Source organism: Endozoicomonas numazuensis (assembly GCF_000722635.1).
Taxonomy (GTDB): domain Bacteria; phylum Pseudomonadota; class Gammaproteobacteria; order Pseudomonadales; family Endozoicomonadaceae; genus Endozoicomonas_A; species Endozoicomonas_A numazuensis.
Genome location: NZ_JOKH01000001.1, coordinates 1041374 through 1064749, shown reverse-complemented (window position 1 = coordinate 1064749; position 23376 = coordinate 1041374). Strand labels below are relative to the sequence as shown.

Below are 23376 nucleotides of genomic sequence, written 5' to 3'. Positions count from 1 at the left end.
CCAACGATAAGGAGCTGCTTCAGAGTTTTTTGACCAGTATCTTAGATTGCCTTTCTGAGTTGTATTGACTGCGTTTTTCTTTTGGCAGGGACTTTTGGCTGGATTCGGCAAAGCCGCGTTCCACAAACCAGTGGCTGGTTTGAGTGGTTAATACAAACAGTGTATCCATTCCTTGTTGAGACGCCTGTTCTTCTATTGCACTGAGAAGCAGGTCTCCCCGGTTTTTTTCCCGATAATCCGGATGTACTACCAGGCAGGCTAACTCTGCAGCGTGTTCTCCGGAGAACAAATGGATAGCCGCGCAGCCAATAATCATACCGTCCAGAGAAATAACCCGGAACAAACGAATTTCACGCTCCAGCTCTTTTCTTGAACGTCTTCTAAGAATGCCCTCTTGCTCCAGGGGTCTTATCAGTTCAAGGATACCGCCAACATCCTCAATACTGGCTGCACGAATTTCTTCATAGCGGTCACGTGAAACCATTGTACCTGAGCCGTCACGGGTAAAGAGTTCCAGCAACAGTGAGCCGTCCTGTTCATAGCTGATCAGCTGTGCACGGTCGACACCACCATGGCAAGCTGTGATCGCTGAGGAAAGTAGCCTTCTGCTGTCACCCTGAAGACTCTTGATCGCTTTACTGGCCTCCTGTGGGGATAAGCGACTGATAGAATGCCCCTGATGGTCCCTAACGCTCTCTAGTTTGGAGTACAAAATCAGTTTTTCAGCCTCAAGACAAACGGCTGTGTGGGTAGCGACTTCTTCTACTTCCATGTTAAAGAGCTCTCCAGTTGGAGAGTGACCAAGGCAGGAAAGTAAAACAATATAGCCACTGTCTAGCTGCTGCTGAATAGCTTCTTTATCAATTCTGCGAATGGCACCGGTGTGGAGAAAGTCCTGGCCATCAATAACACCTAAAGGTTTTGCAGTGACAAAGTTGCCGCTGATGACCCGTATGCTTGCTCCATGCATTGGAGAGTTAACCAGTCCCAGTGAAAGCTTTGATTCAATGCGAGCACGGAGGTTACCTACTGCATCCATTACACATTCAAGGCACTGACGGTCGGTCACACGTTTTTCATTATGAAATCTGGACTCAAGGCCCCGGGCACTAAGGCGTTCTTCTATCTGTGGTCGGGCTCCGTGAACCAGAACCAGCCTGACGCCCAGACTGTTCAGCAGGGAAATATCATTGATGATATTGTTCAGGTTGGGGCTTGCCAGAGCTTCACCGCCCAGCGTAATGACAAAAGTTTTGCCATGATGGGCATGGATATAAGGTGAACTCTGCCGGAAAAATTTTACGTAGTCTTTTTTATTTGAACTCATGGCTGCTGATGCGTCTCGTTCATTCTGCTTCAGTTCTATCTCTGGTTTTTTAATTTACAGATGCTCTATAGGAGGGTGTCCGTTTATCTTCGAGCAGCCTCCCTGATGGGGGATTAAAGGCAGAATCGTCGGATCAGGGATTTTAACAGCTCAATCGTAGGATTAACTCTGTCCATGGAAAGGTATTCATCAGGTTGATGGGCCTGGTCAATATCACCTGGCCCCAATACAACGGTATCCATACCCATCCGGGTGAAGAAGGGCGCTTCGGTTGTAAAAGCAACGGATTTTGCAGAATAGCCGGTTAACTCTTCACAGGTTTTGACCAGGGGAGAGTCGGCTGAACCATCAAATGGATCAATACTGTCATGAATAGCTTCCAGAGAAAGCTTAACATTATCGGCTCTGGCGATAGGGAGAAGACGTTGTCTCAGGTTTTCTCGTAGCTCCTGGCTGTCCATACCCGGTAAAAGGCGTACGTCAAAATCCAGATCGCAATGGCCGCAAATTCTATTCGGGTTGTCGCCACCGTGAATGCAGCCAAGGTTGATGGTAGGAGCAGGTACAGTAAAGCCGGGGTTATTGTATTGTTGGGATAACTCTTCCCGGAACGCCATAATTTCGGATATTACTTTATGAGCGGTTTCCATGGCGTTCTTGCCCAAAGCAGGATTACTGGAATGGCCGGACTGTCCCAGAATTCTGACTCGCTCCATCATGATTCCTTTATGCATGTAAACGGGTTGCATGCCTGTAGGCTCACCAACAACAGCATAACGTCCTTTGGGTTTGCCAGCGGCAGCCAAAGCCCGGGCACCATTCATGGAGGACTCTTCGTCCGCTGTTGCCAAAATAATCAGAGGGGCTTTCAGAGGGGCTTTCAGATAATCTTTTACCGCTTCCATGACAAGGCCAAAAAATCCCTTCATGTCACAGATACCCAAACCATAAAACCGGTTATCAGACTCGTTGAGGGAGAATGGGTCAAACTGCCAGAGACTTTCGTTGTACGGTACCGTATCAGTATGCCCTGCCAGCACCAGCCCTCCGGGTCCTGAACCCAGGGTTGCTATCAGATTGGCTTTCAGGGGTTCTCCAGGTATTGGCATGATTTCACAGCAAAACCCCATGGTTTCAAGCCACCCCGCCAATTCGTGAATAACAGGCATATTGCCCATATCCAGTTCAGACTGGGTGGAACTGACAGAGGGAATCTCTATCAACCGGGACAGGACTGCTTTCAAATCAGGTTGCTGGATTCCAGACATTATCAGGTCCTTGGTTCTAATCGTTCAATAATTGGACAAAAATAATAAACAAAAGTGCCAGATCCTCTGGCTGTCAGGTTACGGCCGAAATCTACAGGCTTATAGCATCATAACAGCCCTTATCCGGGATAGGTATGTCAGGAATCTGGAGTGAGAAGTAAATGTAGATAAGCAGGGCCCATAATAGGCCCTTTCATTATCCGAAAATCAGTTTCAAGGCATGGAAGAAGATAATTGCCAGAAAAGCACCGGCAGGCAGAGTAATGAGCCACGACATGAAAATGGTGCCTATAACCTTTAAATTAAGGGCACCGATGCCTCTCGCAAGTCCAACTCCCAGCACAGCTCCAACCAGTGTATGAGTTGTGGAAATAGGCAGTCCGGTACCTGAGGCTAAAACTACAGTAGTCGCGGCTGCCAATTCTGCGGCAAAGCCTCTGCTTGGAGTCAGCTCAGTGATAGCAGTACCTATGGTAGCCATGACTTTGTAGCCATAGGTGGCAAGACCTACCACAATCCCGGCAGCCCCCAGTAGCAGCACCCAGCTGGGCATGGCTGCTTTTCCAGCAATCTCACCACCGCTCAGGACAATACTGACTACAGCTGCCAGTGGCCCTACTGCGTTGGCTACATCATTGGAACCATGAGCAAAAGCCATGGAGCAGGCAGTGAAAATCATCATAACCCCAAAGACTTTCTCAACACTGGAGAAGTGAAAAGCCTTGTCAGCCTGAGCATCTTCCTTGATTTTGGATAGGGCTATTTTTCCAGCCAGCATCACCAGCAGGCCGATCAGTAGTGAAAGTAAAATACTTTCCTGATAATCCAGCGGCATACCTATGTGCTTGAGTCCTTTGATCAGAGTTACCATGGCCATCATGAATCCCACCAGGAACATGTAGACGGGCACGTAGCGTTTGGCATTTCTAAAAGGGTTGTCAGTATCAAGAATCAGCTTCTGGACACTCATGAAAATCATGAATGCAATACAGCCGGACATGATGGGAGAAATGATCCAGCTGGCAACAATAGAGCTGACCTTTCCCCAGTTCACGGCATCTACCGAGATACTGACCGCTGCAAAGCCGACAATAGCTCCGACAATAGAGTGGGTGGTAGAAACTGGCCAGCCGTAATGGGTGGCAACCATTAACCAGGTGCCTGCTGCCAGTAGAGCTGCCATCATTCCGTAAACCAGCAGTTGAGGGTTTTCCAGCAACTCTGGCATATTGGGGTCAATGATACCTTTGCGAATGGTATCTGTGACTGAACCTCCAGCCAGGTATGCCCCCAGAAACTCCAGACAGATGGCAATGATAATGGCCTGCTTGATCGTCAACGCCTTGGAACCCACAGAGGTTCCCATGGCGTTGGCAACATCGTTTGCTCCCACGCCCCAGGCCATGAAAAAACCAAAGAGGCAGGCCAGAATCAGCAGTATCGTTCCATACTCAGCGATAATGCTCATGGATGTTATTCCAATAAAGAGGGTTAACGGGCAAGCAGCAACTGAAGATGGCTGCCAACTCTTGATGCGCGATCTGCCAGATCACCGACCCAATCAATAATTTTGTATAGGAAAACGACCTCCACCGGAGGAAGATCTTTTTCCAGTTTGAACAGAATTTTTCTGACGGTAATCTGATGTTTGTCTGTATCACTTTCTATTTGGTCCAATTCTTCGATCAGTTCTTCGACCAGATTGACTTCTCTGCCTTTGAAGCCGGTTTCAACCAGCTCGTCCAGCTCGTCCATCGCTCTCACCGCCTGAGCTGAGGTAGCAATGGATCGTTTCAGGTAGTCGAGAAAGGCTTCTCTCATTTCCTGAGGAATCATCATCTGTCTGCCCAGTACAATACCGGCAATATCTTTGGCTCTATTCGCTACTTTATCCTGCACGGTAACGATTTCCAGAAGGTCACTTCTGGGTACAGGCAGAAACAGACTTTTGGGCAGGGAGAGGCGGACATTTTTTTTAATGACGTCAGCTTCGTGCTCAAGTTCGACGATGATTTTCTGGATGTCTTCAACTTCCTGCCAGTCACCATCAAATGCTGCTTTGAAAAAAGGCTCCAGTTGAATGGCGCACTCATGCGCCTTGGCTATGTGTTTTTGTATCGGGCCAATAGGGGAGCGGCCAAATACACTCGATAATAGGTTGCTGGTTGGCATAGTCGCAGACCTGTCGGGTTGAACGAAAAATTATAGGAGCTGACTGAATTTTGTGCACCGAAATTCCATTTACATTGAAAATGCATTGGATATTCAGGCTCTCATTTGCCATAACAAACCCTTAAGGTTGCAGGTAAAATGAGTCATTTAGCCGTCGGTCAGCTAACCCATGAGTAATGAAACAGAGTTAAAGTTGTCGCTGCCACAAGAGCAGGTACAAGCCCTTAAGACCCTTCCTTTCTGGAAAAAGTTCGCCAACTCGGCACCAGAATTTTTTCATCTGGGAAATACTTACTTTGATACAGCCTCTCTAAAGCTGAATCAGGCCCGGGTTGCCTTGCGAATCAGAGAGAAAAACGGTCTGTACTTTCAGACTCTGAAAACGAAGGGAGTGAGCGTTAATGGGCTGACCCGTCGAGGGGAATGGGAGTGGGCCATAGAGCGGCCGGAATTGGATATCAAAGGGTTACAGAAGGTTTGGCCAGCATCGCTGGGATCATTACCTTCTGAAATTCTGATACCGATGTTCTCAACTGATTTTGATCGGACATGTTGGTTGGTAGAGTGGTCTGAACCCAGAGCCAGGGTTGAGGTTGCACTGGATTATGGGTACGTTCGATCTGGCGATGCCAGCAGCGTTATCTGTGAACTGGAGCTGGAACTGTTGGATGGTGATGAAAGAGCTTTGCAGAGTATTGCTGCTCAGCTGACAACAGAGATTGATCTGAAACCTGCAGACAAGAGCAAGGCAGAAAGAGGGTTTGAGCTGCTTCAGAAAAAGCCTGATGGTTTAATTTAAAGCAGCCTGGCTATGATCAGGACAGTTCCCAGTCCTGTTAGAGCCTGAAGCAGGGTGGCTATGGTAAAGGATTTTAAGCCTGTTGCCGGGCTGATGCCTGAAAATTGGGTGACTACCCAGAAGTAGCTGTCATTGGCGTGAGTCACCATCATGGATCCGCACCCTGCAGATAAAAAGGCGAGTAGTCGTCCATTCTGGGAGTCCAGGCCTAAACCTGGCAGCAGGGGCTCAACCATTGAAGCTGCGCTGATCAAGGCTACGGTGGTAGAGCCCTGAGCGGTTTTGAACAGTGCAGCAATGAGAAAAGGGAGAATAAGACCGAGGCTCTCCGGTAACCCTTCAGCAATTCTGGCTATATGCCCTGTTTGAGCCAGCATTCCTGCAAGAGCACCTCCTGCCGTAATGATCAGAATAATCATGGCACATGATTGAATGCTTTCTCTGAACAGCCCAGCCAGCCCTTCTCGACATTTTCGAACTAATGGAAAGCTGGCCAGCAAGCCCAGGAAAAGGGCATTTGCAGGTTGTGAAAGAAAGTCAGCCCAGCTCTGTTCTGTGCCGTTCGTTTTAAAGTTAGCCATGGACATCAGTATCAGGGGTAAAAGAATAGGGATAATCGCTAGCCAGATTTGTGTTTGATGGGGGGATGAGACCGTCTTGACTTTCTTAATCTCAATAGGGGGCGTCTCATTGAGCCAGCGAATAACCCATTTTCCCCATAGAATGGCTACAAGGGTGGACATAAGTGCGACCAAGAGAGCCCACGGAATCACCAGACTGGGTGAAATGCCCAGGATCAGGGTGGCTGCTGCCGGGCCAGGGGTTGGAGGCACCAGGGCATGGGTGGCAAACAAGCCACCACCTAGAGCAACGCTCAGAGAGGTCGGGTTGCAGTGAGTTCTTTCGGCTATGGACTGTCGGATGCTGTTGAGGAGGATGAATCCAGAATCGCAGTACACAGGAATTGAAATGATATATCCGGCGATACCCATAGCCAGTGCAGGAAAACGCTGACCAATAGAGAAGATCAGCTTCTCCGCCAGCAAAAGCGCACCCCCGGATTTTTCAAGGATATTACCCAGTAATACCCCAAAAATAATCAATAGAGCCACTTCACCAAAGGTTTGTCCCATATCATGAGATATCTGGGGAGTAATGTCAGAAACCGGTATGCCTGAAAAAACTCCTGCAGCACAGGCACAAAGCAATAGAACGATAAATGGAGGCAACTTGCATCGGCCAATCAACAGTAGAATGACGGCTATCAGAGAAAGAATGAACAGCGAACTATGAAGGGTTGAATGGTCCACAGAAGAGCGTCTTAGGCTTTATGTTTTGAAAAAGCCAGTATAGAGGGAAAACAGCCACTCTGTTTCGGAGTGGCGACTGGCTAAGGAAAGCTACTTGTCTTCGTCGAGTGAGCGAGGAGTGTCTGAAGAAGTTTCTGTTTGTGAGGCGATATTATTCTGGGTAGTCACTTGTTGAATCTTTTTTTGCGCCATTCTTTCTTTCAAGGTCATTCCGCCAGCCCCGGGACCCCCTGTGGTCATCTTCTTATATTCGGGCTGATTATTATTCTTATCCGACTTCACTTCTTCCGAGTTTTCTACAGGGACATAAGGCTGGGAGCCTGAACCTGGTTGGATGGATTGGTCTGACATGAGGCCTCCTTGCCGCACTGGCAATATACTTAATTGAACTATAGCTTAAAGCCTGAATTTTCTTATAGGCATAAGCTGATGGTTTAGGGGAGAATAGTGACAATTAGAATAAGCAGTTAATCGCCGTGACACTGCCGATATAGGTCAGTTGAAGGCAGAAAAAGGAAACGACAGTGACCAGTGTCCGAGAGCCGAAGTCCAATACAAACACATTCAAGGCCTCACTCAAGAACAGGGTGCTTCTTCTGGATCTGCAGACTGTTGTCTCTGATCTGGTTCAGACCGGAAGACTTATACAGCAGGATGCGGATGAAATACTGGCTCGTCACCGTAATGCGGATCAACTCAAGCTCCATCCTCTGGAATACATTGCCTCTCAGGATCTGAAAGATGCCAGTAGTGGCGAATCATTTGATCTTGACTCTTTAATGAGCTGGCTCGCAGATCTTTCGGGTCAGGCAAACTTTCATATAGACCCGCTGAAAATTGATGCTGCAGCTATTACCCCGGTCATGTCTCACGCCTATGCACTGCGTCACCAGATTTTGGCAGTAGAAGTGACAGCAGATGAGATTGTCATTGCTTCTGCACAACCCTGGCACAGTGGCTGGGAAGATAACCTCAGGCATACTAATCGCAAGGAAATCCGGAGGGTTATTGCCAATCCAACTGATATCCGACGGTATACCTCAGAATTCTATCGACTGGCGCAATCTGTTCTGGGCGCCAATGAACTTAATGGTGTGCAATCTACCCAGCTGAACAGCTTTGAGCAGATGCTTGAGCTGGGCAATATGAAAGCCCCCGATGCCAACGATCAACATATTGTGAATATTGTTGACTGGTTGCTCCAATATGCCTTTGAGCAAAGGGCCAGTGATATTCATGTTGAGCCGAGGAGAGAGCAAACTCACCTGCGTTTTCGAATCGACGGTGTTCTTCACCTGATCTATCAGATGCCCGCTAAAGTGGCAGCAGCAGTGACCAGCCGACTGAAAATCCTGGGGCGAATGAATGTGGCTGAAAAAAGGAAGCCTCAGGATGGTCGATTGAAAACCCGAAACCCGGATGGCAATGAAGTCGAACTTCGACTCTCAACACTGCCCACAGCATTTGGCGAGAAGCTGGTCATGCGAATATTTGACCCGGATGTACTGGTCAAGGGGTTCGGAGAGTTGGGTTTCTCCCGAGAAGATGAACGTCGTTGGACTAATATGACCGGGCAACCTAATGGGATTGTCCTTGTCACGGGACCTACCGGTTCAGGTAAAACAACAACCCTATATTCGACACTGAAAAGTCTGGCTACTGAACAGGTGAATGTTTGTACCATTGAAGATCCTATTGAAATGGTAGAGTCCAGTTTCAACCAGATGCAGGTGCAACATAACATAGATCTGACGTTTGCCAGTGGCTTGCGTGCGCTTTTACGTCAGGACCCGGATATTATCATGGTGGGTGAGATCCGAGATCTGGAAACGGCAGAAATGGCGATACAGGCAGCACTGACAGGTCATCTGGTTCTCTCGACTTTGCACACCAACGATGCCCCTTCTGCTATTACTCGTTTACTGGAGCTGGGAGTACCGCATTATCTGATTAAAGCCACTGTTCTGGGCGTTATGGCTCAGAGACTGGTGAGAACACTATGCCCCTCCTGCAAACAGCCAATGAAGCTCGATAAGTCTGGTTGGAAGTCTCTTACCCGTCCCTGGTCAGCACCTGCACCTTCTCAGATTTATCAACCCGTAGGTTGCCTTGAGTGCAGGGATACGGGTTATAGAGGGCGGGCAGGGGTCTATGAGCTCATGCCTATGTCTCAATCTCTCAAGACCATGCTGGGAGAAAATACAGATATAGAAAGCCTTCGCCGTCAGTCTATTAAAGAAGGGATGTACAGCCTCCGCCTTTCTGGAGCCCAGAAAGTAGCCTCAGGACTGACAACCATTGAAGAGGTTATGAGGGTGACACCGGATCAGCAACATTGAGATGCCCGGAAATTTCATAAATCTGCTTTAAAGCAAGCAACTCGACACTTTATGAAATTTCAGGTCTAGCTCTCAGCTTGTAAAAGAAATCGTTGAAGTCTCCAACCGACTGTTCGATATTATACTTAGCCAGATACTTATCTGAAGTGACAGTGGAACAGTCGGATAACAATGAAAATAATAACCCTCTCATGTCTACTTTTATTACCTTTTGCTGCTCAGGCGCAGAAGTTAATGGAATTGAAACCTACCGAACAACCCCAGACCTTTGTTGAACAGATGCAGCAGAATTATGATCCAGAGATGACAGATCTTGTGCTGGAGTCATACTTGAACAGTCTGTTAAAAGCGAATGCTATTAAGGAAAGGGGAAAAAACTCATTCATAGAATACTCTGTTAAAGCCAACAGAGAGGGTGAGTTGGTAGTGACACGGCATCAACAACTAGAGCAGAGGTTGGTCAGGAATAATAATACACTGACAGTATACGGCGTTGGTCATTCTTTGGAGTCTGAATGCTCCAGTATCGAACAGCGTTGCTGGGTTTTTTATCCTGATAAGGCTGAGCGCTGGGTTGAAATTGAATATGCACCCAAGGCCGTGAAGGAATTAGCCAAAGGAATGGGGCTGTTAATCAAGGAGTTACAGAAATAGCCGGACTTTTCAAATGGTGACCACTCCTCATCCGCAGGGGAGTGGTCTTTCATAGAGTGAAATGCTTCTTCCCAAAACTAACACCTAAGGGATAACGGTTTCACATTCAGAGCAATTGTTAAAAAAACTCAAAGCCTATAACTTATGCATTATCTGTAATAGATAACATGTTAAGTTGGGTGTGTTGTGGGAATGGATGCCGTAGAATAGATTCTACGGATAAGATCGCAAGTGCTGTTCGCTATGAGAATCCAAAGGGAAGAAGCTGGTTTCGCAAGGCGATAGGCAAAAAAATCTATATCGAGCCTGAAGCACTGACTTATTTGAAAAGCCTTAATGGTTATGATCAGGATAAAGTGATCAAAGGTGTTGAAGAACTGGCCAGTATCCCTCATCCATCAGGCGGTATGGTTAATACTCTCCGTCCCAATTTCTTTAAAGCGAAAACGGTTCACTATTTTACTCTGAAATACCAGGTTACTTCTGAGCTGGTAGTTGTTTCAGATATTGATCTCAATGCATCGATGTTGTCAGAAAAGCCAAAAGGTAAAGGGGAAAGGGGCAGTCTTCATCGTGTGCAGAAAGTGGGGAACATGCAGTTTACAGCCACATCTGCTTTGAGCGATTCGAAGGCATTGCAAGAACAAACCTGGTCAAGAAGAACCGCTACTCATGACGTTCAAACAGAACACGCTGCTGTAAATGGTATGTTGAACGAATTGCAGAAAGCAACCTGGTTAATGGGGGTTCATGCTGAACACGCCTACCCTGAAGATAAAGTATCAGATTACACCCTTTTTCATAATCCAAGCGAAGGCGGTGCTCTCGATTTCTACGAGTCGGCAAGAGATAACATGGGTCTTACTACAGAAGTATCGCGCCATCTGGCAGCAGTATTGGCTGACGTGCAGCGAAAAGGTAAGCCTGTGAAGTGGGTCGTCCATAGTCAGGGAGGTATTATTTTCAAACAGGCAGTGAAGCTCCATCTTAAAAATTACCCGGGTTCTTCTTTAGATAAAAATACAGTCGTGTTTCATGCCGGTGGCAATAACAAGAAGGAAGCCTCTCGTATTCTTACAAAGGCTGGAATCAAGAGAGCTGCGCCAGACAAGGACAACCCATTTGATCTGGTTCCAAATCTGGCAGGTAGGAACCATATGGATCTCGCATCCATCAAACGAAGCGTCTCATTTTGGACAAAGGTCAAAGGGACACCTGATGCGAGCCCGGTTGAAAGCCCGCACACCTTGCCTTTTATCAGTCTTGAAGCCTACCATCGTTTTCTCACCCTGGCAGGCGATGAACGATCTGCTGCAAAAGTGAAGAAGCATATGCAGACAATGCAGGGGCAGGGTCATTGATCAGGCAGACATTGAAAATATTACAGGTGGTGTTGCTTATGGGGATTTTTTCCTTGTTGTTTGCTTGCAAAAGGGTCAATCCAGTAGGCCCTGTCTTTGAAGAAAGCTACCACAAAAAACTGGCATGTCTTCCTGACTTTGAGATGAAGTATAAAATGCCAGGCAACATGACCGAGTACTTTAACCTGGCGGCTCTGTATGCCAAGGAATCCCCGGAAGAAATGAGCTTTGATTGCGCTTCCCGGTTGGAGATGAGTTCAGAGAACAGCCAGTGGAGTCAGGCATTAGAGATCGATGGCAGTATCTGGCGTTACTATGCCAAAAACAAGAAGTCAGAAGCCAATGAAATGGCTACCTTGTACATTTCAATCTATTTGAACGAGAGGGAGAAGAACACTTCCTTAGAAGAGCAGATAGCTAAAGGGTACGATCAGTACTTCAATGGACCCGATGGCAACAACACCTGGCAACGTCAAAATAATCCAAAGCTGGATGCATTTCCTGAAAATGAAAAGTTCTTGATTCTCACGCCGCCTGACCATTTTCAATGGATCGTTATCAACAACATTGGCTATTTAAATTGGAAGGTCAGAGAAATCATCGATCATGAGTACAGCTATCATGCTTTGGAAATTAATCCGGATTACTTCCTGACCATCAAGACTCGCTACAGCATCGTAGCCCGTACCGATGAAGAACTGGCGGCGACCACCCAACAGGTAGAATCGGATATCCAGCGGTTTTTTGATGAGATACAGGTCATCGATCAATGATTGGGTGAGTCTAGTCAGCTCGTTGAAAGGGCTTTCAGAAGTGTAATGTGACGAAAGTAAGTCTCCCCAAACTGCCGCTGTCACGTAAGTGAAGGGTTCTAATGACTCCGGACATCTCGTTTTGAACTCTGTCACTAGCGAAACACCGCGCCCACTTGTACGCGCAGTCTCAAGGACAAGTAAGAAATACTGGGGCAGAACTACAGCTCTATGGCTATATATATGTGCTTACCAAGTAGCTTGACACCATAAGAAAACCACAAGCCAAAAGTCCAATCCAATGAGAAATCAGATGAGAACGAACGGACTTTGGTAACGCTTCAAAAACAGAGAGAACATTGTCACGTTGTGCTCTTTTGGGAAACAGGCAATAGTGACCCCACATCGTAAGCTTGTTCATGGCAAGAAGAAATCCATGGTCAACAAACGCTCCATCAATGGCTTCAGATAGCTTCTGATAATGCTTCTTGTAGAAGTAGATATCATTGAGTAGCACAAAAAGAAAAAGAGCGAGAAATGAAAAAAATAACGTGATTGCCATTATTTCAAAAGATGTAAAAGCTGCAAGCATAAGTAGGTACCATTATTTTGTTTTCTGATAGATCAATTCGCCGAATTTTTGACCTGCCCCACCCAATAATTTTGAGCCACCATAGCCGCCAGCAGCTCCAGCGACAACACTGCACCACAACAAGCTTGATCCACCTGTTGGCAGGCCAAATACGAGATTGCATGTGCGATATGGCACCGACAGAAAAAGAGACCAATTCTAATGAAGAAAGTACTTGCTCATAATTCCTCCACCAGCACCCAGTAGGCAGATACTCAAAATACCAAACCAGTGAAGTTTTAGTTGAAGGCGTGCAGATTTAGGCAGCGCTTCAAAAATAGAGTAAACATTTGCACGCTCAGCTCTTTTGGGGAATAGGCAGTAATGGCCCCATAGCATGAAACGACTGCTGGCAAAAAGAAAACCGCTGTCAAAAAATGCACCATCAATACTCTCTGACAACTGCTTATAATACTTTTTATAAAAATGAATAGCATTTATCATCAGGGTCACGAAAAGTAGTATCAAGAAAAAAAATGCCAACATAAATAGCCATTCAAGAATATTTATCATCTTGATGCCTCATATATTTTGTTTCCGGCGGCTTCTCCGAACGAACCTATCAACTTCGATCCCCCGTAGCCACCAACAGCCCCTGCAACTACAGTACACCAAAGAAGACTTGTACCAGCAGTTTCAAGGCCAAATACGAGATTGCATGTACCATACGCAGCCCAATAACCTCCTGACATACCTCCTATAATACTCCCCACAACTTTTGAGGGTTCGACGATTTTTGCTTTATCACACTCTTCGGAAGCAGGCTTAAGAGTGCAAGCTTTTTGAATATTTGCCGCACCTCCTGCAACATCCAGTGCCATAGAGACATAGCCCAGCCGGGCAAAGTTCTTTGCTGTTGCTGACACCTTTGCATAGTTGGTTGCATAATCTTTCAGTGAGCCGACATTACCCTGTATTTTCCACTGATGAACGATGGATTTAGACTGCAGGCCAAGCTGTGCCTTAATTCTACTGGCGGATACGTCCCTGCCGAACAGCTCTTTTTCCATCATACCGTTGATCGTTCGATCCAGCTGGGTAAACAGTACTTTTCTCTGATTAAAAAAGTGTTCGCTCCTGAGGTGTCCTTTAGTTCTGTAAGTAGAAATATAGAGTCGTTCAACTTGTTTGAGAATATGCTCTACCTGCTTACTTTTTTGGGCAAAGTAGCTATTCGTCCAACCATGCATGAGAGCCGTAACCGTTGTCAGGCTGCTCAAAAATGCGTAATGATTGGCTAACGCCTTTCGCTCTTTCTCAGACATTGTGGCCAGTTCTTTATCTACTTCCGTTGCAGCTTGTTGCATCATCGCTTCCCACTTCTTACAGCTGCTGGAGTTTGGCGGAGTGATGATGACCATCTGTCCCGGTAAAGCCCGGTTATTTTTCAAATGTGAATTAATGGCTGTAAAGTGTGACTGGGGTAGGTACCTGATAGAGCGTTCGAAGAAGTTGTGTGACGGTGTACTCACGATCTGTGATGAAGAAGAGAGCCTCTTCCGGGATAGAACTGCTCATACCACAATATCCTTATTGCTCGTTATAACGGATAACTTAATTTTGAGCGTATAATGGCAAAAACTTGCTGGGAATAGAAGGCAAAGTCAAAGTTATTCTGTTTTTTCGGTCTCTCCTAAACGGTGATAGCCCATCAAACCTCCTTGGTCCCATTAAATCTGGGGTGATTATTCTCGATACCAGCCGGAGTGCTGGAAAAAACATGTACAGTAAGAGCTGTCAATGGCTCGCCGTCTTTACGGAAGTGGTGGGTTGGCATAGGGTCGATTACTGCGACTTTACCCGGTACTACCTCTACCTCTACCTCTACCTCTACCTCTACCTCTACCTCTACCTCTACCTCTACCTCTACCTCCTCAACCGTCTCTGGCTATACAAGAACGCTTGATGCGGATAAGTGGGATGAAATTAAAGACTGAATTCAGTTAGCGACTTCTTTCAGGGTTTTCCATTATAAAACGGGGGAAGATTACACTTAAAACACGTGAATATTGCCTGTATGGCATGTGGTTGTAAGGCTTTGAGATATTATGAGAAAAGGTATGCTGTATGAAAAGTAAGTCTCCCCAAACTGCCGCTGTCACGTAAGCCCGTTGCTGTTAAGCAAGTGAATGATAGGGCTAACTACTTATTTCTTATAGATATATGTACGTTCGTACTTTGTCGTGGGCAGGTTTTTGGGCAGAGTATTGGGGCGTCTAGGGCTCCGTTATTTAGGTCCCAGTACATACTGAAAGTAATGCTCTAAATAAGTAGGTTTGGCCTGGTGCAACGAAGGTGGCATTAGCCCTTCTAAAGTGAGTAATTAGACCACTATAAAAAAGGGGGGAGTATGATGTGGATACTGTGCTGTTTCTGGAGTAGTAGGTGAACTATTTGTACCGGTTATACTCTATACGGTATAGGAGCTCTGGCAGCAGGCTGGATCACTACGCCGTAGGTCAACAGCTTATTGCTAGTCCCAGATATTCCGGTCAGAGTTCCTTCCCTGATTAATTTGATAAGCAGTTGTACAATGTCTGCCTGCTAATGCCATATTCCAGTGCAAGAGCTTTCTTTTGTTCTCCCTCATCAAGGCGTTCCTTAATCTCGTTAATCTGGTTCTGGGTCAACTTTGGCTTTGCTCCAATTTGTCTTCCTTGCTTCCTGGCAGCAGCAATACCTTCCCTTTGACGCTCACGAATCATGCTTCTTTCAAATTCTGCGAAAGCCCCCATCATCTGAAACATCAGCTTGTGCATAGGATTGCTGTCACCGGAGAAAGTCAGGTTCTCTTTGTGGAACTGAATGGTAACGCCTTGGTTGGTTAGCTCCTCAACCAGTTCCTGTAGGTCTTTCAGGCTGCGTGCTAGGCGATCTATGGAATGGACATGTAAATGGTCACCTTTACGCAAATGGCGCAGACAGGCTTTTAGCTGAGGCCGGTTGGTATTCTTGCCGCTGCAATGATCTTCAAAGGTGGTGTCCAGTTCAATCTCATCAAGCTGGCGGGCGGTGTTCTGGTCAATGCTGCTGACCCGGATGTATCCGACGTTCTGTCCTTTCATACTGCTACTTCCTTTACTTCTTCTTTGTGTAAAAGAAAAACTAGATCTTGTTTTACATCGTGTCCAATTGATCGGATTAAAGGTTATTTGACACAGTAGGTCATTGACTTAGCTGGGGTGGGTGTTGTGTCCAACAAGTACACTTACTTTTACAGATCAGCTATCACAAGTACTACTTGTCTATATTTTCCTGACGCTCTGCTGCAGGCTGGACTGCTGCTGCGTCCCCAAGCGGAGGTGTGATGGGGCAATTAGCACTAGGATACCGGCAGGGCTTCACACCTCCACTTTATTGATCCCAAGCCTTACGATTGATGCGTCGTCGTTTCGGAGGCGGATCAATCGTCACATCGGAAACAATGGTATCGGTCAGGGTAATGGTGAGAAAGTGTTCGTAATTGGCGGTCTGGTTGATGCGATAGAACTTGATTTTGCATTCGATTAATCGCTCGCTGGTAGTCAAGGCATAACGCAGTAGAGGGGATTATGTATCCATGGGTTTGAGAATTTCGAACGGCTTGTGTTCTCGTAACCCCTGCTTGCGGATGCTCCATGCTTGACTGTAAGCACCTTGATTTCGTCTTCATTTTCATACCACTTATGGAACCATTGGGGGAACGGTTTCGAATTCTTAATTGTCATCAGAGTAAACGGTTACGGAACGGTTTCGAAACCGTTTCCCTCAGAATACTTAACGGTTAGTTTTGATTGCGTTTCTAAGTCGGTAATCGATCCAGGAAACAGTTAGTAGGTATTCGAGGTAAATGGCAATAGCATCGTAGCTAGTTACGATGAAGAACTGGCCGCGACCACCAGGCAGGTAGAGTCGGATATCCAGCGGTTTATAGATGAGATAAAGATCTTGTCCCAGTGATACTGCCAAGCTGTATATTCTACGCTGTGGTGAGAAGGTCAATCAGCATGGCAGTATGCTTCATTCGTTTAGGTACTTGATGACTCTGTGGACAGGAACATATGAGAGTTAGTATTTACGTGAAAGGTAGCCCCTCTGGCTTTTTTCAGGGTAAGGACTGCATCTCTGACTTCCTCATTGGGCACAAAGATAGAGACAAAACTTGTATCCTTTACGGGAGCTGGAGACAAGCACTCAGCCATACAGACACTCTTTGAATGCGCGTTATGATAGTCACGTAGATCCATGGCATCCCAGTCAATAGCCTCTATTCCTTTGTCATACTCCAGCATTTCAGGTTGAGGTTCTGATAATGGGTGTTGTGGAATGACTGTCCAGCCACCATTCTTTGCAAGAGCTCTATATACTGTGATCAGAACGAACGCCTTGCCCTGGTTTGTGGGCATGGCTTGTACACAGCCATCAAAGGGGTTGCCGGGAAAGAAGTGGAAGGGGACATAAGTACCCAGTTCCTGTCGCTCTCGAGAGGTGAGTATGTCAGCATTGGCCACATCATCAAAGGTGCCTGAGTTAAGCTGATTGCGAGGTAACAGACCACACTCCAGAATATTTTCCAGATTGGATAACGGTGTTAAGTGATAGAGAAGTTTCTTGTATTTATAGCTTGAACGAGACACTCAAATATTCCAGCAATAGATAAAATCTTACCCAGTTTGCCGGAATATTGAGAGATATTCATTGACTCAGGTGTGACAACGCAGCTTTAACCTGGAAAGGGGTGAACATATTGGCTTTACGTTTCGACCAGGTACGAATTTTAGTCATCACATCTTCAGCGGATGAAACGTTCTCATGATTTTTTACCCAGAGAACAGACGAAAGTAATTCCATACCGTAAGGGGTTTCAAAACCATCAATCAATCGGGATACGGCTTCTAACCAAACGCGTGCATCTTCATTCCCACTAAGAAATGCTTCAGCTTCTTCAATTGCTCCAGGTAAGAGTTCGATCTCGCGTTCAGGGTTCTCATCATCGCCAGACCCAGTAATAAAGTGCCCTTCCATTTTGAACAACAGATGACGAATGTTCGTAGCATAGGGGCCGTAGTGGTGGGCTTTATATCGAAGCTTCAGGTCTGCACCTTGTTCTTGAAGTAGGTAAGCCAACTTATGGAACTCAAGCAGTGAAAGACGATAATCAAACTGATGATAGCGAGCCATTAACAGAATCATGAGTGCCTGTGAATGGCTCATTTCAGGCTTACTGGTACTTACAGGTTGATCTTTTGGGGCTGGTGCCCCTTTAGGTTCGTATAACAGCACTTCTACATCTGGCAGTTCGGAAAATGCCGCTTCGATACGAGGCTTGACTTCTGACCAGTTGAGCCCTCCCAGTCCACAACCTAGAGGGGGGATAGCAATACTTTTAATATTTCTGGCTTTTACTTCCTCAACCAGCGCCAACAGGCCAGATTCAACATCTTCCATTCTGGAAGGATTACGCCAGTGTCTTTTGGTTGGGAAGTTTATGATCACCCTGCGCTGAATCATATCGCCATATTCGTACACAAACATGCTGCCGGGAACGACCAGCTGCTTTTTGCAGGCTTGATGGTAAGCAGTAAAATTTTCGGGGAAGGCTTTTTTAAACTGGAGTGCGATGCCTTTACCCATATAGCCAACACAGTTAACGGTATTGACCAGCGCTTCAGCGTTTGCCCTCAGCAAATTTCCCTGCGTTAGTTTGATCATACCCTTAACCCTGATAATACCATTGAGGAATCACCCTGACGGGTGGCTTGTACTGGTCTGGAAATTGTTTCAGTTCCTCTTGAACCCTGGCTGCAACCTCGTGATTAATGGCGGCTATGCCTTTTATCATCGACCAGGGCAGGTCACCGTGCACCAGAAATTCTGCCTGTTTACGGCGCTTGCGGTCATTATCTTCCACCGTATCATACCATTCTCTCCCAAGTATGAGAGGCCAGTCGAGTTTTTCCAGATCAGCGAGATCATCAAACCATTGAGTAAAAGCAGCAATGCCATGCCCATCTGAGAAAACGAAGTCCTTTCCCGATTCAGCGATCTCATCAGCCCAGGCGATCAAATAGATCAGAGGCTCTTGCCCTTCGGAGTACCCATCCACTCCGCCTTTATAAAGCTTATAAAGCATGGGGGACAGCGGACCCAGGTAAAATGGAAGGTAATCATGAACGAAGCCGCAAGGCCCGCAGGGAATCCTTCTTTCATGACGAAATGCCTGGATAGAAGGATCATGGATTGTGTGGTACTGCATTCCGTCGGCAGGAGCTGAATTAGGCGCATGCAAAGCCCCCCTTGTCAGCAGGAGCTTCAGATTATCAAGGTGAGTCAGCCGGTAAAGTCGAACCGGGTCTGGAACTGGCATGCTTTATCCTATATAAAACTGCATTTTCATATCTTACCTTTCAGGTCATGGGAAAAGCAGTGCCCGATGATGATTATTGAACATTTAAGTCAGCTTCCATACCGCTTTCAACCGTCCCACTGTGTGTCTCCACTTGGAATACAGACTGTATTTTGTTCCCGAACAGGCCCGTTTCTGAGAAAACTTTGCTGTTACCCAAACAAAAAACCATTAAAAATATATTAAATCCTTTTTATCTACTAACCCGAATAATTTCCGATTCTAAGCTGGTATTCCCGCCCCAACTTATCAATAGACACTTCGCATAAATCAATCTTTACCGGTTTCGCATCCAGGCAGGCTTTGATGCTACGCTTCTTCTCATCTGACATTTTTTCACCTAAATACACGGCTCGGATACAGCTTGAATCAAACTCACACTTCCCATCTTTACCTGCTGCAAATAGCCGAGCCTCCTGCTCGTGGTGCCAGGTGCTTTTATGCTTGGTTGTGAAGGTTTTTTGTATCTCTGTAACTGTGTTTATTCTATCGCCAGATACATAGTCCTCGATATAGGTTTTCAGAGATAAAATAGGGCGTAATGTGTTGGAGTACTCTACACCGCTTGAACCTATACCCCTCTCTGGATTATGGTCTTTGAGTGATTTTTCGAGCTGTTCAAAGTTGTACTCAATGCAATAACCACGTAAGCCGTCAGCATAGTGGCCCCACAATGCCATAGAGCCAAGGACATGCTCTGGTGTTAGCCTATAACCTGCAACTGAGTAAGCCTTCGACGCTGAGAATATTGCTGTCTTTTGACGCCACGCCTCTACGTAAGCTTTGAACCATTGATGCACAAACTCTTTATCATCAAGGTGATCGTCGCAACGGTGCCGACCGCTTGTTTCTTTACATTTTTCATTAAATTTATCACGGAACTTCTGGTACAGCCTGCTGTCAATGTTTGAACTATCGATGAACGCCATACCTTCAAATGGGTCATTTAGACTAGCGCAGGAAGGAAACCAAATATAATCCTGATGAAGGGCATCAAGATCATTATCATTGCCTGCTCTGAATTTAAAGAGGCTAATGGGTTGGTTACTATTTTCAGTACTCATACATACTCAATAAAAAAAACTGCCGGGAGGTTACTATCCAGAACACAAAGTGGCACTCGGTAAGAGGTGCCTCTGTTGTGTTATTTCAACTCACCCCTTCAACATATCAAACACCACCCGAGCAAACCCACGAGCCAACTCTGGGTTGGATAGATACTGCATCATCATTTCCTGATGTGCTTCATTGCTGTCCATTACCGCATCATCAATCGCCTGCGGGAAGTCGCCCAGTAATGCCTGATCTGCCGTGTTGTTCTCGATCTGCTTCATCACCGTATCGTTCTCAACCAGCTTATCCCGCACGGTATAGGCGTAGTTGATCAGGTCACCATCGCTCAGGTCATCGGTAATAAATAACTCATTCAGGCGTGCCACAATCTGCGACAAGAACTCTTCTTTCTTGTCCTTCGGTTTGGCTGAACCGGCATCGCTGGAGGGTTCCAACTTATAGTCTTCTGCGTCTTCCTTCAGCTCAATATCTTGCTGGCGAATCTTGGACAGCCGGTAATGGCTCATCACCACGTTATCCAGGTCGATGTCGTCTTCTTCAATGACCTTTTCACGGAGTAATGGCCGCAGGTAGCGGGCGTACAGGCTGAGTTTTTCCAGCTCCTTGTCGTCGTAATCCACAATCTGGGACATAAACTCATAGAAGCGGGTAAAGGTGCCTAAATCCTTTTTGAAGATTTCCAGCCGGTCTTTTTCCTGCTTGCACTCTTTGAAGCTGTTTTCAGCATTAGCGATCAGTACGGCATCTTTGGTCTTCTTGGTGCGTTCGAACAGGGTCTTGGCGTGGATGTAGGCTTCAATGGCTGAGGCATAACGCTTCTGCCAGCGATCCACGGCGGGCTTTACGATATTGCTCACCGCCGCATTACTTTTGCTCTTGGCGAGGAAGGCTTCGCAGAACCGTTCCACTTCCGTCCAGGTGAAGATGCCACTGGCACGGAGTTTTTCATACAGGTCAAACACCTTGTCAGGGTCGGATACATCCGCCAGTTCAGCGGTCTGGTAATACGGCTGGAACGACTCCAGAATCTCGTCCGGCTCATTGACAAAATCCAGCACAAAGGTGCCACACTCGGCCTTGCCGGGGTAGGTGCGGTTCAGGCGGGACAGGGTTTGCACACATTCCACACCGCCCAAGGGTTTGTCCACATACATGGCGCAGAGTTTGGGCTGGTCAAAGCCGGTCTGGAACTTGTTGGCAACCAGCATGATCTGGTAATCGTCGGTGTTGAAGGCTTTGCGCATATCCCGGCCTTTCAGTGCCGGGTTCATATTGGTTTCGGTGAACTTTTGATCCAGCAGGGCAATGCTGTCCGGGTCGTCCTTGTGAAATTCCACCTCGCCGGAAAAGGCAATCATCACTTCTATTGAACTTTTCTTGTTATTTGAAGAGTCCGAAAGGTATTTATCAAACGCCAGCTTGTAACGCACCGCTTCCTTACGGGAACTGGTGACCACCATCGCCTTGGCCTGACCACCGAGCAAGCCTATGACATGCTCTTTGAAGTGGTCGATGATGACTTTCACCTTCTGGGAAATATTGTACTCATGGAGTCGCACCCAGCGGTTCAGTTTCACCTTGGCTTTTTTGCTGTCTACCTCTTCGTCGGTGGCTTCAATCTTCTGAGCCAGTTGATACGCTACTTTGTAATTGGTGTAGTTTTTCAGCACATCGAGAATGAACCCTTCCTCAATCGCCTGACGCATGGAGTACACATGGAAGGCTTCGGGCAGGTTCTTTTCAGACGCCGGTTGATCAGGCTTGGGCAGGCAACCAAACAACTCCAGTGTCTTCGGTTTGGGTGTGGCCGTGAACGCATAGTAATTCAGGTTACTGCTGCCTGTGCGAGCGGCAACCGTTGCATCCAATACATCTTCAGACGAAAGCTGCTTATCTTCATCTTCGTTATCTGACGCATTCACCATCAACACTTCTTTCAGCTTGCGGGCGGTGGAGCCAGTTTGTGACGAATGGGCTTCATCGGCAATTACTGCGTAACGGCGTTCCTTCAGGCTGGTGCTGTTCTCAATGGCCGCCAATACATAAGGGAAGGTTTGAATGGTGACAATAATGATCGGTTGAGCACTCTCCAGAGCTGCTGCCAGTTTCTCCGACTTGGAGCCATCACCTTCTTTTTTGTTGATGCGCCCCACCACACCGTCGGCGTGTTCAAACTGGTAGATAGTATCCTGAAGCTGATCGTCCAGCACGGTTCTGTAGGTAATGACTATCACCGAATGGAACTGCTTGTTACCTTCGCTATCGTACAGGGTAGAAAGCTGATGGGCGGTCCAGGCAATGGAGTTGGATTTACCGGAACCGGCACTGTGCTGTACCAGATACTTGTTGCCCGTGCCTTCGCTTTTTGCGGCAGCGATCAGCTTGGTCACCACATCCCACTGGTGATAACAGGGAAAGATCAGGGTTTCTTTTTTTGACTTGCGGCCTTCCCAGTCTTCCTTCTCTTCGATCTGCAAATGAACAAACCGACCAATAATATTCAGCAGGTTATCGGGCAGCAGCACCTCGTTCCAGAGGTATTCGGTGGCGTACTCATCTTGGTTTTCAGGCGTATCATTGCCCGCACCGCCTTCCGCCGTGCCTTTGTTAAACGGCAGAAAGAAAGTATCGCTGCCCGCCAGTTTGGTCGCCATATACACTTCGTACTGACTCACGGCAAAATGCACCAGCGCACCCCGTTTAAAGGTCAGCAGCGGTTCCGGCTTGCCGGTTTCCGGGTCTTTGGGCAGACGGGTCTTTTGATATTGCCGTTTGGCGTTTTCAATGGCCTGTTTGAATTCCGATTTCAGTTCCAGCGTCGCCACGGGCAGACCGTTCACAAATAGCACCAGATCAATGCGCCATGCCCTGGCCTTTTTGCCGGTTTCCGCCAGATGAGCGTCGGTGGCATAGGGGCTGTAAACCAGCTCCGGCACCACACGACAACGGTTTTCCTTATAGCGGGCCAGCGTATCCGGATTCAGGGTATGCTCCGGCATAAACTGGCACAGGGAGAACCGGGCATTGCGAATCTTCAACCCATGACGCAACACGCCCAGGGTGCCAAAGCTGCGAAGCTCCTTATCAATGGCATTGGCATCGGCTTTTTTTAACTGATTCACCAGATGGCTGATAAAATGCTGCTCCGAATCCATCGGAAAGCTTTTGCAGAACTTCTGCCATTCCTTCGGTTGGGTGTTCTTCACAAAGTCCAGTGCATCGCGGGTATACAACGCCGTTTCCCGGTCGTACTGGTCGCCACTGCCCAGCAGCCAACCAGGCGGGTGATCATATCGTTCTGGAA

Annotated in this window: 23 protein-coding genes; 6 read left to right on the top strand and 17 right to left on the bottom strand. The window is 47.0% G+C overall.

Annotated features, from left to right (window positions below; all coding sequences use genetic code 11):
• Positions 1 to 19: 19 nt before the first annotated feature.
• From argA to GZ78_RS04775, 4 genes are all read right to left on the bottom strand, one after another.
• The gene (gene argA, locus GZ78_RS04790; RefSeq protein ID WP_034833166.1) at positions 20 to 1327 is read right to left on the bottom strand and encodes an amino-acid N-acetyltransferase; all 1308 of its coding nucleotides are present in this window, start codon (positions 1325 to 1327) and stop codon (positions 20 to 22) included.
• Between the two features lie 113 nt (positions 1328 to 1440).
• A complete protein-coding gene (argE, locus tag GZ78_RS04785) occupies positions 1441 to 2595 on the bottom strand; it encodes an acetylornithine deacetylase (protein WP_034833165.1) in 1155 nt (384 codons plus the stop codon).
• Between the two features lie 196 nt (positions 2596 to 2791).
• Entirely contained in the window at positions 2792 to 4063 is a 1272-nt protein-coding gene (locus GZ78_RS04780) for an inorganic phosphate transporter (protein ID WP_034833156.1), read from the bottom strand.
• Between the two features lie 23 nt (positions 4064 to 4086).
• Positions 4087 to 4767 carry a TIGR00153 family protein gene (locus tag GZ78_RS04775; protein WP_034833155.1) on the bottom strand — a complete coding sequence of 227 codons (681 nt, stop codon included), beginning with the start codon at positions 4765 to 4767 and terminating at the stop codon, positions 4087 to 4089.
• Between the two features lie 169 nt (positions 4768 to 4936).
• Between GZ78_RS04775 and GZ78_RS04770 the strand changes: the two genes are divergently transcribed.
• Positions 4937 to 5566: a CYTH domain-containing protein gene (locus GZ78_RS04770; protein ID WP_051785820.1), complete on the top strand. Its 630-nt coding sequence runs from the start codon at positions 4937 to 4939 to the stop codon at positions 5564 to 5566.
• Here the strand turns inward: GZ78_RS04770 and GZ78_RS04765 are convergent.
• Both GZ78_RS04765 and GZ78_RS04760 read right to left on the bottom strand, forming a co-directional pair.
• Positions 5563 to 6876 carry a GntP family permease gene (locus tag GZ78_RS04765; RefSeq protein WP_051785819.1) on the bottom strand — a complete coding sequence of 438 codons (1314 nt, stop codon included), beginning with the start codon at positions 6874 to 6876 and terminating at the stop codon, positions 5563 to 5565. The genes GZ78_RS04770 and GZ78_RS04765 overlap by 4 nt on opposite strands.
• A gap of 90 nt (positions 6877 to 6966) precedes the next feature.
• Entirely contained in the window at positions 6967 to 7227 is a 261-nt protein-coding gene (locus GZ78_RS04760) for a hypothetical protein (RefSeq protein WP_152558551.1), read from the bottom strand.
• Between the two features lie 236 nt (positions 7228 to 7463).
• On the opposite strand from GZ78_RS04760, the gene GZ78_RS04755 reads away from it, so the two are divergent.
• The 4 genes from GZ78_RS04755 to GZ78_RS04740 all read left to right on the top strand — a co-directional run bounded on the left by GZ78_RS04755 (position 7464) and on the right by GZ78_RS04740 (position 12003).
• Entirely contained in the window at positions 7464 to 9215 is a 1752-nt protein-coding gene (locus GZ78_RS04755; RefSeq protein WP_034834178.1) for a GspE/PulE family protein, read from the top strand.
• Between the two features lie 234 nt (positions 9216 to 9449).
• A complete protein-coding gene (locus tag GZ78_RS04750; RefSeq protein WP_034833153.1) occupies positions 9450 to 9869 on the top strand; it encodes a hypothetical protein in 420 nt (139 codons plus the stop codon).
• A gap of 167 nt (positions 9870 to 10036) precedes the next feature.
• Entirely contained in the window at positions 10037 to 11230 is a 1194-nt protein-coding gene (locus tag GZ78_RS04745; protein ID WP_034833152.1) for a type II toxin-antitoxin system RelE family toxin, read from the top strand.
• Positions 11231 to 11268: 38 nt separating this feature from the next.
• Complete coding sequence (locus GZ78_RS04740) at positions 11269 to 12003, top strand: hypothetical protein (RefSeq protein ID WP_034833151.1); 735 nt, start codon at positions 11269 to 11271, stop codon at positions 12001 to 12003.
• Between the two features lie 214 nt (positions 12004 to 12217).
• Here the strand turns inward: GZ78_RS04740 and GZ78_RS04735 are convergent, their stop codons facing one another.
• The 3 genes from GZ78_RS04735 to GZ78_RS04725 all read right to left on the bottom strand — a co-directional run bounded on the left by GZ78_RS04735 (position 12218) and on the right by GZ78_RS04725 (position 13923).
• Positions 12218 to 12574 (bottom strand): hypothetical protein, encoded by a 357-nt coding sequence (locus tag GZ78_RS04735; RefSeq protein ID WP_034833150.1) that lies wholly within the window; start codon positions 12572 to 12574, stop codon positions 12218 to 12220.
• Between the two features lie 198 nt (positions 12575 to 12772).
• Positions 12773 to 13126 carry a hypothetical protein gene (locus GZ78_RS04730; RefSeq protein ID WP_034833149.1) on the bottom strand — a complete coding sequence of 118 codons (354 nt, stop codon included), beginning with the start codon at positions 13124 to 13126 and terminating at the stop codon, positions 12773 to 12775.
• Positions 13123 to 13923 carry a hypothetical protein gene (locus GZ78_RS04725; protein ID WP_161787302.1) on the bottom strand — a complete coding sequence of 267 codons (801 nt, stop codon included), beginning with the start codon at positions 13921 to 13923 and terminating at the stop codon, positions 13123 to 13125. The genes GZ78_RS04730 and GZ78_RS04725 overlap by 4 nt, the downstream gene beginning before the upstream one ends.
• Before the next feature lie 410 nt (positions 13924 to 14333).
• On the opposite strand from GZ78_RS04725, the gene GZ78_RS28750 reads away from it, so the two are divergent.
• Positions 14334 to 14519: a hypothetical protein gene (locus GZ78_RS28750; protein WP_161787301.1), complete on the top strand. Its 186-nt coding sequence runs from the start codon at positions 14334 to 14336 to the stop codon at positions 14517 to 14519.
• Positions 14520 to 15123: 604 nt separating this feature from the next.
• Here GZ78_RS28750 and GZ78_RS04715 read toward each other — a convergent pair.
• From GZ78_RS04715 to GZ78_RS04690, 8 genes are all read right to left on the bottom strand, one after another.
• Positions 15124 to 15678 (bottom strand): recombinase family protein, encoded by a 555-nt coding sequence (locus GZ78_RS04715; protein WP_034833142.1) that lies wholly within the window; start codon positions 15676 to 15678, stop codon positions 15124 to 15126.
• A gap of 289 nt (positions 15679 to 15967) precedes the next feature.
• The gene (locus GZ78_RS28110; RefSeq protein ID WP_081869668.1) at positions 15968 to 16153 is read right to left on the bottom strand and encodes a type VI secretion system tube protein Hcp; all 186 of its coding nucleotides are present in this window, start codon (positions 16151 to 16153) and stop codon (positions 15968 to 15970) included.
• 216 nt (positions 16154 to 16369) lie between these two features.
• Positions 16370 to 16561, bottom strand: coding sequence for a hypothetical protein (locus tag GZ78_RS28745; protein ID WP_152558548.1), 192 nt, complete (start codon positions 16559 to 16561; stop codon positions 16370 to 16372).
• Between the two features lie 59 nt (positions 16562 to 16620).
• Complete coding sequence (locus tag GZ78_RS04710; protein ID WP_034833135.1) at positions 16621 to 17229, bottom strand: DarT ssDNA thymidine ADP-ribosyltransferase family protein; 609 nt, start codon at positions 17227 to 17229, stop codon at positions 16621 to 16623.
• A gap of 58 nt (positions 17230 to 17287) precedes the next feature.
• Entirely contained in the window at positions 17288 to 18304 is a 1017-nt protein-coding gene (gene darG / locus GZ78_RS04705; protein ID WP_034833133.1) for a type II toxin-antitoxin system antitoxin DNA ADP-ribosyl glycohydrolase DarG, read from the bottom strand.
• Positions 18305 to 18308: 4 nt separating this feature from the next.
• Positions 18309 to 18959, bottom strand: a complete 651-nt coding sequence (gene darT, locus GZ78_RS04700) for a type II toxin-antitoxin system toxin DNA ADP-ribosyl transferase DarT (RefSeq protein WP_034833132.1) — start codon at positions 18957 to 18959, stop codon at positions 18309 to 18311.
• A gap of 239 nt (positions 18960 to 19198) precedes the next feature.
• On the bottom strand, positions 19199 to 20062 hold the full coding sequence (locus GZ78_RS04695) for a DUF2971 domain-containing protein (protein ID WP_034833131.1): 864 nt from the start codon (positions 20060 to 20062) through the stop codon (positions 19199 to 19201).
• A 90-nt stretch (positions 20063 to 20152) separates the two neighbouring features.
• Positions 20153 to 23305 carry a type I restriction endonuclease subunit R gene (locus GZ78_RS04690; RefSeq protein ID WP_236631475.1) on the bottom strand — a complete coding sequence of 1051 codons (3153 nt, stop codon included), beginning with the start codon at positions 23303 to 23305 and terminating at the stop codon, positions 20153 to 20155.
• Positions 23306 to 23376: the final 71 nt, after the last annotated feature.